We start from the raw sequence: 12,544 nt of genomic DNA, 5'->3' as shown, positions 1-12,544 counted from the left end.
TCGATCTTCATATGCCTTCCGCCACGAGCTCGATTTCCCATGTGTTGACACCCTGCCTGTCGTTTCCGTCGACATACAGTTCCAGGTCAATGTTACCGCTCCCGGTCGAGCTCCCCACTCCACAAAGTACATCGTCGACCAGAACTTCCTTCCCGGTCGAAAGCGCGGTCAGTCCGGTCGACGTCCCCACACCGCCCGATGCCTGGGCCGTGATCGTCAGCCGAATCGCCAGCTGATCGAGGTCCATCGCCCCGGCTGCAGGCTCGACGAGCTTGGTCGCATTCTGAAATGAGACGTCCACCGTCCGCCGTGGTGCACTCTCGACGGACCACGTGAAGGCGCCGTTCGCTGTGTAGTACGCCCGTCCCGCTATGATGACCCCGCCGTTCATTCCGGTGTGGGAGACTGATCCGAAGTCGTAGACCGCCGGGTCGAGCCGTGACCAGTCGGCGCCGTCGATTCGGAAATCGAACACGCTCGATACCGTCGCGGTGGCGCTGACCCAGTTGCTGTCGGTCTGAGCTGCAGCTTCCGGAGAGGCCAGCACCGCGATCGTCGCGACCGTGGCCAGAGCTCTTCCGACTATCTTGAATTTGAACATGTGGCGGACCCTAAAAAAGGGCGAGGCCGCTAAGCGACCTCGCCCTGACAAGTTTGCCTCTCCTGACCGCTCGGTCAGATGCCTTCCGCGTACAGCTCGAACGTGAACGTGTTGGCTCCCTCAGCATCGTTCTCGTCGACTCTCAGCTCGAGGTTGATGTTCCCGGCCGCGGTGTTGGTGCCGTTACCAGCGAGAGCATCATCGACCAGAAGCGTCTTGGCGCCCGAAAGCTGGTTCCACGCTGTCGAGGTTCCCGCCCCACCGTCCGCCTGCTGGGTCACCGACATCTCGATCGCCAGCTGATCGATGGTCATCGTGTTGGCAGCGTCGATCGTCGCATTCTGATAGGAAATGTCGACCGTACGCCTCGGCGCACTCACGACCGTCCATCCGAATGCGGGCTCCGCTCGGTAATGCGCGGTGCTTCCATCTGCCGCGGTTACGATCGAGGTCGCGGCCGTGCCGCCCGTCTGCACACCCGTGACGGTCACAGACCCGAAATCATGAAGCGCAGGAGATCCCGCCGGATAGTCGTTGCCATCGATCTTAAAGTCGAAGACGCCCTGAACGGTCGCCGTGACCTGCACCCAGTTGCTGTCGGTTGCCTGGGCCTCGGCGTTGCCTGCCATGAAGATGGCCGCCCCTGAAATTGCTGCTACTGCCAGTATCTTTCTCATCCGAATTCCTCCTGAAACTTTGTCAATTTTCCTTGGATCCACAAGCCTGTCGACTCTGGGAGTCTCACCGATTTGCTACGTTTTTTGGAAAGCACCCATGTTAACAGTCTTCAGTTCCGGTTATTTCAAATAATTCATAACGAGCTGGGTTTTCTTCGTCACGCTCTCAAAGATAGGCCAACTTCGCTGGTTGCGGAAGTTATCTTCAGTACTCAATTTCACCTATCGAAGGTAAGGCGCCCCCGGATGCCACCGCTCGTCCTACCTCGGATCGAGGCGGAGCTCGAGCTCCGCGCCGAAGTACCCGACCGGATCCCGGTTCTCCAGAGCGAGCTTCAGATCGAGGATGACCAGCTCACCCGCGCCAGAGGTCGCCTTGCCCCGCGCGACCACACTCGGTACGCCGTCCCGGAGTACCTGCCAGCCAGCCGCTCCCGTCTTCAGAGCAAGTCTCGACGAGGAAATTCGCTCGGTGACCGATCCGGAACTGACACTGGCGACCCTCGGCGCAAGCCTGAGTATCCAGGCATCTTCGCTGAATACGCGAATCAGGAGCGCGCCGTCGATCACTGCGGTCTGCCCCGGGCTGACCAGCCCGAAATCTGCGCTCGCTTTTTCGACCACGTACCAGGACTGCTTCGCGGGTGCCTCCGAGGGAGGGGCCTTCGGGGCGGTCGGCCGTCTTCGGGAGTCATCCCGAGAGGGGGAGCTCTCGAGAACCTGCCGCTGGACGAGCGGGTGCTCGTTCGTCGGTCTCGTCTGCGCTGAAGCCGGGCTGCTGAAGAGACCTGAAAGGGCGAATGCGAAGACAACGACCGGGATCCCTGCGACGCCCCCTGGGATCGCAGCCATCTTGGCGTCATTTCGCGGTCGATCGTTCATCCCGTCTCCTTCCGGCCTCTCTGACGTTTCGCCCCAATCCGGTGTACTCATGATAGCCGGGTTCGCCGGATCATTCCACGGAGGGAGAACAGCCAATGCTTCAAACCCCCTCCATTGACGCCGGATTCCTCAGCCAGCAGAATCTGACACTCATGCCTCGCGCGCAAGCGATCTTTTGCACCAACCATCCGGCAGTTCATGCACTCGCCCTCTGCGTAGGATGCGAAAAGCGGATCTGTTCCGAGTGCGCGACTCCCTGGGAGGGGATGAATCTCTGCGTTTCCTGTCTGCGAAAGCGGACGGAGATCGCGGTCGCCCGGGGATCATCGCCGGCCGGCTGGATCACGTCGCTCGCCACGATCGTCATTCTCATCTGGCTCCTCCCGCGATTGATCGTCAGTATCGCGGCAGTCCTCGCAAAACTCTTCAGCCTATGAAAAGCGAGTCGACTCGCACCACGGAAGTGCTCGACGAAGGATGGAAGCTCGCTCGCGGAACCGCGTCTCCATGGTGGGGCATACTCTGGCTGGGAATGCTTCCGTGGAGGGCGGTCGAAATCCACTTCTGGAATCGGACTCTCGGACTCGGCGACTCGGCGTCGTCGTACGGTACCTACCTCGGGTCGATCGCCGCGGCGATGCTCCTTACACTCCTGCCAGCCTCGTGGGCACGGCTGGTTTACGTCCGTGCATGCATCGCCCGATCAGAAGGCAAAGAGATCTCTTTGTCCCACGCTCTGCGCGTGCCGCCACACGTCTTCATTTCGCATCTCGCCGTGAAACTGTTGATTCTGGCAGGACTCTTCGTGACGAGCCTTTCGGGCGTGGGCCTCGTTGCATTCGTCGCCCTGGGCGGGCTCTCGGCGGTCACCGCGTGGTCGGTCAGCGGTCCTGGCATCGGTGAAGGACTCCGCAAACTCGCAGGGGTCGAACTGACCCCCCTGGTCGGCATCACGTTCGCCTTCTGCATCGCTTTCGTCGCCGTGATGATCAATCTCGGCGCCGCGGTCGCGATTCTATTCTGGCTCGCCGATGCAGTTCCGGGCCTCGATCTGGTGGGCGTCCGAGCGCTGATGATGGGTCGTCTTTTCCAGATTTCGATCCTGTGGACCTCCCTGCTCATCATGGAGCCTTTCTGGCTCGGAACCATGACGGCACTGGTTCAAACGGGGCGGCGCAGAAAGACCGGAGCCGATCTCGCTGCCAGGCTCGAGCGGGCTTTCAATCGAAAAGGGACGCTCGCTGCCGCGCTTGTTTGTCTCCTGGCTCCGTCGATCAGCGCCGCCGAAATCTCGCTCGACGGCTATCGGGAGACCCTCGAGGCAATCTCCGCCGACATCCGGAACGAGCGACACGGGAGTGCTCTCGATCGAATGAATCAGCTTCGTTCCGATCGCGTCCGGTTCGGCGAGCTGACTTTCGTGCCCGACGAATCCCTCTTCGCCACGGCCGGCTCGGAGGAAGTCGATCTCCCCGCCCTGCTCGCTCGAATCGATGCGACGGTCGCTGCTCTTAGGTCGGCGGAGCGGGATGTTGAGGCGGTCAGGGGAGGTTACGAGATTCTCGATGCCGAGCGGCGGAGCCAGGAGCTGCCCGCTTTGCCCGGGGGAGGAGCGGCGGCCGATCTGACGATCGATCGCGGGGTCTGGGATGACGTCACCGGATGGCTCACGAAAGCCTTCGCCTGGATTTCCGAGAAACTCGAGTGGCTGTGGGACTGGCTGATCACCCTCTGGCCGCAGACCGATGCCCGCGATCCCGAAGGCGGGGTCACTCTGACCGTCATGATGACCACGATTCTGATCGCTGCCTGCCTGCTCGCGCTCGTCCTCATGGTGATCAGACGGTCGCGGCGACGGCCGGAGGCGGCCCCGGTCATCGTGGAGCGGATCGCGTCGGTCGCCGATCACGATCCACGATCGAGAGAGGAGAGCGAATGGGTGGGCCTCGCACGGAGCCTTGCCGCTGCCGGGAGGCATCGGGAGGCGATTCGAGCCTGGTACAACGCGATTCTTTCGACGCTGATCCGCACGAGACGAGTCGCGTGGATTCGAGGGCGAACCAACTGGGAGTACGTGGAAGCCGTAGCGGCTTCCTCTCGGTGGAAGGGAGACCTCGTCCGGCTGACAGCCGAGTTCGATCGAGAATGGTACGGAAATCACGAGGTCGACAGCACCGCGTACGCGTCTTTCGCAGAAACGGCAGCCATGATTCTCGATTCGATCGACGACCAGCGGGAAGGCGCCGCATGAAAAAACCGCGGTACATCTTTCCCATCGTCGCCCTTCTCGCCTGGGTCGCCATCATCTCGACCTGGATCGCAACCGATCTTCGCTCCAGCTCCGAATCCGCCCCCGCCGGCTCGGTTTTCGATACCGACGACACTGGAACTTCACTTCTGTACGGCTATCTGTCACGACGACTCGGAAGCGACTCGGTGAGACTGCTGGAAACGCTCATCCCGTCGACGTCGCCGGACCAGACCGTCGTGTTCCGCATCGAGTCCGGGGACGTCTTCCTGCAGGAAGCGGCCGAATACCGTCCCTCCCGCAAAGTCGACAAAAGCTCGAATGAACGGGAAGCCTCCGACCCGAAGACGGACGGATCCGACGAAACCAATGACGAAGATCCGAGCGACCGCGAAGCGACGTCGCCAGTCGCTCCGGAGGAGGAGGATTTCGTTCGCGCGGGAGGCCGGCTCGTTCTCTCCCCCGGTTGCGCCCGGGGCGTCACCTGCACCGAGCGCGTCCAGCAGGAGGAATCGACGAAGGTCTTCCCGATCTGGCCGGGCGTCGATGCGGTCGTGCTCTCCGACCCGAAGGCTTTCATGCCGGAGACCATGGGGAGGTGCCACTCGATCCTCAACACCGGCACACGCTCTCAAATCTGTCGTGAGGTGATCGGCCGCGGCGAGATCATCCGCGTCGCCAGTCCCGAGATCTTTCTCAACAGCGGCATCGGAGAAGGCGATCACCTCCTGCTGGTCGAATCTCTGATACGGGATCGCACACGGGTCTTCATCGACGAGCGGATTCACGGTCTCGGAGCGAGCCCAGGACTGACCCATCTGCTGATCAGCGAGTGGCGCCTCGGCCCCTCGCTCGTGCTCGGAGCGCTCGCCTTCGCGCTCTGGATGGCCCGCGGCAGAAGTTCGATCGGGCCACGGATGCGAGCGGATCAGATCGAACGATCGGAAGCGGTCGATCTGGTCGATTCGCTCGGAACATTGTTCAGCCGGACAGTTTCCGAGCCCGAAGCTCTGAGGCTCTACCGGAAGACCCTGGAGCGGGAAGAGGCATGGCTCCGCCGAAAAGGCCGCTCCGTCGACATCGCCGACATCGTCATGCCTCCCGGCAGTTTCGACGCGAGACTGGAACATCTGAATTCAATTTTCAGGAGGATTCTCGATGCAGAACATCGCTCAAATCGCTGAGAAGTCCGCAAGGATCATCGAGCAGGTCGACCGCGTAGTGCTCGGACAGGACGAGGTCAAGAAGCACCTCCTCAGCTGTCTGTTCGCCGGCGGCCACGGCCTTCTCGAGGGTGTCCCCGGGACGGCGAAGACGCTGATGGTACTCGCCCTCTCCCGTCTTCTCGGCTGCACGTTCCGGCGTATCCAGTTCACCCCCGATCTGATGCCGGCGGATCTTCTCGGATCGAACGTCTTCAACCAGAAGACCCAGGATTTCGAGTTTCGCCAGGGTCCGATCTTCACCGACATCCTTCTCGCGGACGAGATCAACAGGACTCCTCCGAGAACTCAGGCCGCCCTGCTCGAATCGATGCAGGAGCGCGCAGTGACTCTCGATGGCTTTCGCCGGCAGACCTCTCCGGTCTTCACCGTTTTCGCCACGCAGAATCCGATCGAGTTCGAAGGAACGTACCCGTTACCGGAAGCTCAGCGGGACCGCTTTCTGATGAAGATCGGGATCGGGTATCCGGACCCGGCCGCGGAAGGGGCGATGCTCGATGCATATGCCGAAGGAAGGATTCTTCACGATCGCGAGGTCGCCCTGCTCGAGCCGGTGTTCGAAGGTCACGAGCTGCTCGAGGCCAGACGCCTGATCTCGGGATCGATCAACATCGAGCCGGGTGTGCGGAAATACATTCTCGACGTCGTACGCTCAACCCGGGATCATCCATCGATCGAGATCGCCGCCGGGCCGCGCGCGTCGCTCGCGCTGCTCGAAGCGAGTCGCGCCCGGGCCGCAATCGAAGGCCGTGATTTCGTCACCCCGGACGACGTCAAGGCTGTCGGTTCTCCAGTCATGGCTCACCGGATCGTCCTCACACCCGAGGCCGAGATGGAAGGGATCGAGATCACCGACATCATCGACACGATCTTCGGTCAGATCGAGGTACCCCGCTGATGAGACCGGGGCCTCTTCTCCCGCGCGTCGTCGGAATCCTCGCCGTGGCGAGCATTGCGATCGCTCTGGTGGACTGGGCTGTATGGTTGATCGGTGCGGGCGCTCTGATCGTTCTCGCCGTCAGCATTTCGGAGCTGGTCGAGCTCCGGGCAATCACATTCCAGCTCGATCGCAAGGGATCGTTCGCGATGAGTCTCGGCGATGTTGCGACGGTGCCGATGGCGCTGACCGCCGATAATCGGAAGCCTCTCGAGATTCAGTTTCGCCAGGTATGGCCCTCTCTTCTCGACCGGCAGCAGACCGTCTATTCGGCGACACTGAATCCGAATGAACGTGCGACATTCAACCTCGACATTCGCGCAATTGCGCGGGGGTCGACTGCGCTTCGTCCCCCCACGATCGCGCTCACGCGCCGCGGGCTGATCGAGCGGGTGACCGACGTCGGATCCGCCGCCGAGCTCTCGGTGATTCCCAACATCGCCGCGGTCGGCCGGCTCCACCGGCTGCTCAATCAGTTCATCCTGCGCGGTCACGGCAGCCGCAATTCGCCGCGGCTCGGAAAGGGGCGGGATTTCGAGAGATTGCGGGACCTCGTCGACGGAGACGATCTCCGTGACGTCGCCTGGAAGGCCACCGCGCGCCACGGAAAGCTCATCGTTCGAGAGTTCAGGGTCGAGCGTTCACAGAACATCGTCATCTGCGTCGACCGCGGCCACAGAATGGCCCAAAGGGTCGGCTGGCTCAGCCGTCTCGACCATGCGGTGAACACTGCATTGCTCCTCGCCTACGTCGCGAATCGCATCGAGGACAGGATCGGGATTCAGTCCTTCTCATCGAAGGTCGACGGCGGCGTCGCCTCCGGCGGAGGTGCAACTCATCTCCGAAGCCTGACCCGGTTCGTGACCGCGCTCGAGCCCGGCTACGCACACACCGATTATCCGGCCCTGGCTCACGGGCTTCGCCGAACCCTCCGAAAGAGAAGTCTCATCGTCGTATTCACGATGCTGCCCCATCTCGAGATCGGTGACGAGCTCGTCAAAGCGGTGAGCGTGCTTCATCCAAACCACCTGGTTCTGATCGCGGTACAGTTCGATCCGACGCTCGATGCGATCGCTCACACGCCGCCGCGCTCGAGCCGGGAGCTCTCGAAGTTTCTCGTCGCGCGCGATTTGTGGGAAGCCCGGACAGGGCTGATCAAAGATCTCCAGAGTCGAGGCGCGCTGGTAGTCGACAGCAGGCCCGGCGAGCTCGCGACCGACTCCATCAATGCATACCTCGACGTGAAGCGAAGGCAGATCCTCTGATGGACGCGGAAACCTTCGTCAAAGCGCGCCGTGCTCACTGGGCCGAGCTCGACAGGATGCTGCACGCGCTCGACAACACGAGTGATTCGCGGATCGGACACACAGCCGTGATGCGTCTGGTGCAGCTCTATCGCCTCGCGAGCAGCGATCTGAACCGGCTCCGCGGCCTCACCGCGAACCCCGAAACGATTCAGCCACTCAATTCGCTGGTCTCCAGGGCATATCGCTACATCTACAGAGGCTCGCGAATGCGCGGGATACTCGAATCACTTCGAAGCCTCATCGTCGTGGAGATCCCGGCTGCATTCCGCGCGGAAAGGTCCTCGGTGGCACTCGCAGCCGTCGCTCTGATCTCCGGCGCGGCGGTCGGCGCGCTCGCGGTCATCATCGACCCATCCAACGCGCCGAAGCTCATCCCTCCCCAGTTTTTCTCCGAAAGCCCTCGGGAGCGCGTCGAGAGTATCGAGGCCGGCGACGAACGGATCTCGACGATCTCGAGCGCCGCGGGGTTCGGCGCATCGCTCTACACTCACAACATCAGGGTCGCGTTCCTGGCGTTCAGTCTGGGAGCCCTCACAATCGTGCTCGGGCTGTGGATTCTCTTCTACAACGGGGTGCTTCTCGGAGCGGTTTGCGCGATGTATTTTCTCGACGGCGTCCAGATCTTCTTCATCGCCTGGGTCGGTCCACACGGCGCTCTGGAGCTGCCGGCGATCCTCTTTGGCGCGGCGGCGGGCCTCCGTCTCGGGCGCGCACTGCTGACGCCGGGGGAGGCCGACACCGGCACTGCGGTCCGCCGGGCCGCCCCCAACGTCGTCCGGATGCTCGCGGGAGCCGCAATGATTCTCGTCCTGGCCGGCCTGATCGAAGGAGGCTTCTCGCAGTTCTCCGCAAAATCGATCCCGTACGCATTCAAGATCGGAGTCTCGGGCGCGCTTTTCCTCCTCCTGATGGTCTACCTCTTCTCGCGACACGTCGATCTCCCCGATGGAGGAGCTCGATGACCTCCGCCGAGAACGAACATACGATCGTCACGCCCGAGCACGTCGAGATCACCCTTCATCCCGCGGGCCCGGGCAGTCGTTTCTTCGCTCTCTTCGTCGACAGCCTTCTCGTGTTCGCTCTTCCGGTCACGGTTTTCGTCCTGCTGGTTCCGTTGATCGGCGGAGGTCTCGCCTTCGCGGTGCGCGTCACGATCGCATTTCTCCTTTCATGGGGTTACTACGTCTGGTTCGAGACCCGCGACGGACAAACGCCCGGAAAGCGGATGGCGGGGATACGAGTCATCGACGACCGGGGACTTCCGATCACTTTTCAGCAGGCGATGATCCGCAACGTCGTGCGCGTACTCGATCTCGCGCCCATACTTTACGGTGTCGGCATCACGTCGGCGCTGATCGACCGGAAGAACCGAAGGCTCGGCGACATCGCTGCCCGAACGCTCGTCGTCGACGACCGCAGGCATACCCCCGCCATGACGCCATTTCCCGCGTCCCGAGAGTTCGCCAGCGTCCGCGACCCTCGCACGGTTCGACTGGCCCGGAATCGACTCGATCTCCGACAGAGGCAATTGATCGTCGATCTGGTCATCCGAGCGGAAGAGCTGGACACCGCGGCACGAACCTCTCTGATGGATCGGACCGGCGCCGAGCTTCGCCGGCTGCTCCAGCTGGATCTCCCGGAATTGAGCGAGGAAAATCTCGTGAGAGGCGTCGCCTGGCTCATTTCGTCGCGGAGAATCTGAACGGCAAAGGCCCTCCGGCGGACGCCTCCACAACCCTCCGCCCACCCGATCAATTCGGTTCTGGATTTCGCGGACGCTCGAAGGTAGAGTTGGCAAAACTGAAGGAGACATCATGCTCATCTGTAGAAATCACCCGAACGTTCACGAAAACGTCCAGCGATGCTGGAGCTGTATGACGGCGGTCTGCGGGGACTGCCGAGTCAAAATTGGCGACAAGGCCTACTGCGCAAACTGCAAGGATCGCCAGATTTCCGAGATCCGTTCCGGCGTAGCCTCGGATCGAATCGAGTACGCGTCGATCCTTCGCCGGTTCGGCGCCATTTTCATCGATGGCCTGATCCTCTTCTTCCCGATCTTCCTGATCGCCATGTTCCTCGGCTTTTCAGCTGCGACGAGCGGCGTCGACCCCGATTCTGCCTTCGATGATCAGATCAACATCCTGAACCTCATCATGATCCCGATCTACATCGTCTACGAAGCCCTCATGCTCGCAAGGGATGGCCAGACCATCGGGAAGAAGGCTCTCGGAATCCGAGTCGTCACCCCGGCCGGAGCACAGATCTCGACCGGTCAGGCATGGGGCCGAGCGGCACTTCGACAGGTGTTCTTCAGCTGCCTTGCGATCATCAATTATCTGGCGGCCTTTTTCACCGCCGAGAAGACGTGTATCCACGACATGGCCGCGAGAACCAGGGTCGTTCGTGTCTGAACTTCCTGCGGACCCTTCAACGGAGCTCGAGCTACAGCCGCAGTGTCCGCGGTGTAACAGGCCTTTCACTCCTCAGGGTCCGTCGACCCGTCAGGTAACGTGTCCTGCCTGTCATTCCAAGTTCGAGATTCATGTTTTCCGCCCCCGGATCGCCACATCCTCGACCGTGCCCGTCGCTGCGGCCGGACCGGACGGCGCCACTCCCTGCGGATACCACCCCGGCAACGTCGCCACGACGAACTGTCAGCACTGCGGCACCTTCATCTGCGGTCTCTGCGAAGTGACTCTGGAAGGTCGTCGGTTGTGCGTCAGCTGCTTCGATCGCCTGCGCAGCGAGAACAAGCTCGAGACCACCATCAGCGAGTTCAGGGATTATGGTTCGATCGCGGCATCATCGGCGGTGTTCGGATGCCTCATTCCGTACTTTTCCATCATCCTCGGCCCACTCGCGGTCTATTACTCGATCAAGGCATTTCGTCAGAAGAAGCAAATGAACGAGACCGACGGACGTCTCGCCATTGCACTTTCGATGATCCTCGGACTGGTCGGAACGGGTGCCGTCCTCTTCCTCATCGGTACAATAGTGATTGGACTGATCAGTGGCTGAGGGGAGACGAAAGCCACTCGGGCGCCGCTCCGGGCTGTTTCAGAGGGAGAAGGTGTTTCTGATCGCCGAGGGTCTCGAGATCGACGACGTCGACTTTGCAACGATCCGCCGGACCCGCGTGTTTTTCGAGGACATCCATTCGATCGCCCTGCACCGTCATCACAAGTCCTGGCGTTCCATCATCGCGCTGCTCCTGGCGCTTCCCTTTCTCATCAGCGGCCTTCTCACCGACGGAGAGCCGCGGGGTGTTCTGCTCCTCATGTCGACGCCTTTCATCGTCATCTCCGCCATCCTGCTCATCAACGGGATCGATGTCGTGACGGTCCGCGGGCTCCGCACCAAAGCCGTCATGGAGTTCATTTTTATGAAGGGGAGAGCGCGCAGGGTCTTCGAGCGAATCGCCTCGCTGACCCGTCGCGCTCAGCATCTCCCTCCGCCGGGGCTCGCAGGGCGCACGGCCGGCGAAGAACGTCCCGAGACGACCCCCCAGCCCTGAACCGGCGCGGTGTTATGCTCGACCGCCCTGATGAATGTGCCACCCCTCGATGGAGTCCTCGTCGCCGATTTCACTCGGGTCCTCGCAGGCCCGCTCTGCACGATGATGCTCGGAGATGCCGGCGCCAGGGTGATCAAGGTCGAGCAACCCGGCCGCGGCGACGAGACCCGGCAGTGGGGCCCGCCCTTTCTCGGGTCCGAGTCCACCTACTATCTGTCGGTCAATCGCAACAAGTCGTCTCTGACCCTCGACCTTCGTTCCGATGAAGGTCGGGAGCAGGCGATGCGACTCGTCGAGCGAGCCGACATCGTGATCGACAACTTCCTCCCGGCGACACGGAGCAGGCTCGGTATCGACCCGCAAGCGATCCGGACGATGAACCCGGCCGCCATCCACTGTTCGATCCTCGGTTACGATTCCGACTCCGATGAAGCCGGACTCCCGGGATACGATCTGCTCGCGCAGGCCGGATCGGGGCTGATGTGGATCACGGGGCCCTCCGAAGGTCCGCCAATGAAGGCTGGCGTCGCTCTCGCCGACGTTCTCACGGCGCACTGGGCGCACGGCGCGATCCTGTCGGCGCTGTATCAGCGGGAAAAAAGCGGGCTCGGCCAGCATCTTGAGGTCTCGCTCGCGGGAGCAATGGCGGCTTCGCTCGTCAACGTAGCGCAGGCCGCGCTCGCCACAAACGAAGAAGCGCGCCGCCACGGTAACGCACACCCTTCGATCGTCCCCTATCAGTCGTTCGAAACGACCGACGGCTGGATCGCCGTTGCCGCCGCCACGAATGAACAATATGTTCGCCTCTGCAACGAGGTGTTGGAGCGGCCGGAGCTCGCACTGGACCATCGATACCGGACCAACGCGGACCGGGTTCGGAACCGCGATCAGCTGGTTCCGGAGCTCGCCCGGAAACTGATCACCGCTTCGTCGCAGGAGTGGGTCGATCGCTGCAGGAGCGCGGGCGTTCCCGCTTCGAAGGTTCGGGGAGTCCGGGAAGTGCTCATCCGGCCGGACGCTCCGGTGATCACCGTCGATCACCCGACGCTCGGACCGCTGAGCATGGTGCGCAATCCGATCCGCCGGAATGGTTACTATCAAGAGACCGCCTCGGCGCCCCCGCTTCTGGGGGCGGACAATCAGGATTGAATTCGA

General features: G+C 62.1%; 14 protein-coding genes. 11 read left to right on the top strand and 3 right to left on the bottom strand.

The features are described 5' to 3' along the window. Positions 1 to 7 precede the first annotated feature (7 nt). The 3 genes from KY459_13165 to KY459_13155 form a co-directional block, all read right to left on the bottom strand. The gene (locus tag KY459_13165) at positions 8 to 601 is read right to left on the bottom strand and encodes a hypothetical protein (GenBank protein ID MBW3565664.1); all 594 of its coding nucleotides are present in this window, start codon (positions 599 to 601) and stop codon (positions 8 to 10) included. Positions 602 to 675: 74 nt separating this feature from the next. Then, positions 676 to 1,278 carry a hypothetical protein gene (locus KY459_13160; protein ID MBW3565663.1) on the bottom strand — a complete coding sequence of 201 codons (603 nt, stop codon included), beginning with the start codon at positions 1,276 to 1,278 and terminating at the stop codon, positions 676 to 678. Between the two features lie 261 nt (positions 1,279 to 1,539). Beyond that, positions 1,540 to 2,160, bottom strand: coding sequence for a hypothetical protein (locus KY459_13155; protein ID MBW3565662.1), 621 nt, complete (start codon positions 2,158 to 2,160; stop codon positions 1,540 to 1,542). A gap of 95 nt (positions 2,161 to 2,255) precedes the next feature. On the opposite strand from KY459_13155, the gene KY459_13150 reads away from it, so the two are divergent. The 11 genes from KY459_13150 to KY459_13100 all read left to right on the top strand — a co-directional run bounded on the left by KY459_13150 (position 2,256) and on the right by KY459_13100 (position 12,538). Next, positions 2,256 to 2,597: a hypothetical protein gene (locus KY459_13150; GenBank protein ID MBW3565661.1), complete on the top strand. Its 342-nt coding sequence runs from the start codon at positions 2,256 to 2,258 to the stop codon at positions 2,595 to 2,597. Next, positions 2,594 to 4,411, top strand: coding sequence for a DUF4129 domain-containing protein (locus KY459_13145; GenBank protein MBW3565660.1), 1,818 nt, complete (start codon positions 2,594 to 2,596; stop codon positions 4,409 to 4,411). Before KY459_13150 ends, KY459_13145 begins: the two co-directional genes overlap by 4 nt. Then, positions 4,408 to 5,592: a hypothetical protein gene (locus KY459_13140; GenBank protein MBW3565659.1), complete on the top strand. Its 1,185-nt coding sequence runs from the start codon at positions 4,408 to 4,410 to the stop codon at positions 5,590 to 5,592. Before KY459_13145 ends, KY459_13140 begins: the two co-directional genes overlap by 4 nt. Beyond that, positions 5,585 to 6,529: a MoxR family ATPase gene (locus KY459_13135; protein ID MBW3565658.1), complete on the top strand. Its 945-nt coding sequence runs from the start codon at positions 5,585 to 5,587 to the stop codon at positions 6,527 to 6,529. Before KY459_13140 ends, KY459_13135 begins: the two co-directional genes overlap by 8 nt. Beyond that, positions 6,529 to 7,833 (top strand): DUF58 domain-containing protein, encoded by a 1,305-nt coding sequence (locus tag KY459_13130; protein MBW3565657.1) that lies wholly within the window; start codon positions 6,529 to 6,531, stop codon positions 7,831 to 7,833. Before KY459_13135 ends, KY459_13130 begins: the two co-directional genes overlap by 1 nt. Continuing rightward, on the top strand, positions 7,833 to 8,837 hold the full coding sequence (locus KY459_13125) for a stage II sporulation protein M (GenBank protein MBW3565656.1): 1,005 nt from the start codon (positions 7,833 to 7,835) through the stop codon (positions 8,835 to 8,837). Before KY459_13130 ends, KY459_13125 begins: the two co-directional genes overlap by 1 nt. Next, positions 8,834 to 9,577 (top strand): RDD family protein, encoded by a 744-nt coding sequence (locus KY459_13120; protein MBW3565655.1) that lies wholly within the window; start codon positions 8,834 to 8,836, stop codon positions 9,575 to 9,577. Before KY459_13125 ends, KY459_13120 begins: the two co-directional genes overlap by 4 nt. 112 nt (positions 9,578 to 9,689) lie before the next feature. Then, positions 9,690 to 10,286, top strand: a complete 597-nt coding sequence (locus KY459_13115) for an RDD family protein (protein ID MBW3565654.1) — start codon at positions 9,690 to 9,692, stop codon at positions 10,284 to 10,286. 166 nt (positions 10,287 to 10,452) lie between these two features. After that, on the top strand, positions 10,453 to 10,893 hold the full coding sequence (locus tag KY459_13110; protein MBW3565653.1) for a hypothetical protein: 441 nt from the start codon (positions 10,453 to 10,455) through the stop codon (positions 10,891 to 10,893). Further along, positions 10,886 to 11,389 carry a hypothetical protein gene (locus KY459_13105; GenBank protein ID MBW3565652.1) on the top strand — a complete coding sequence of 168 codons (504 nt, stop codon included), beginning with the start codon at positions 10,886 to 10,888 and terminating at the stop codon, positions 11,387 to 11,389. Before KY459_13110 ends, KY459_13105 begins: the two co-directional genes overlap by 8 nt. A 30-nt stretch (positions 11,390 to 11,419) precedes the next feature. Continuing rightward, positions 11,420 to 12,538 carry a CoA transferase gene (locus KY459_13100; GenBank protein ID MBW3565651.1) on the top strand — a complete coding sequence of 373 codons (1,119 nt, stop codon included), beginning with the start codon at positions 11,420 to 11,422 and terminating at the stop codon, positions 12,536 to 12,538. Positions 12,539 to 12,544: the final 6 nt, after the last annotated feature.

It is taken from the genome of Acidobacteriota bacterium (genome assembly GCA_019347945.1).
Lineage (GTDB): Bacteria > Acidobacteriota > Thermoanaerobaculia > Gp7-AA8 > JAHWKK01 > JAHWKK01.
The sequence above is the reverse complement of the archived record's forward strand: the minus strand, read 5'-3'. Positions and strand labels throughout refer to the sequence as shown.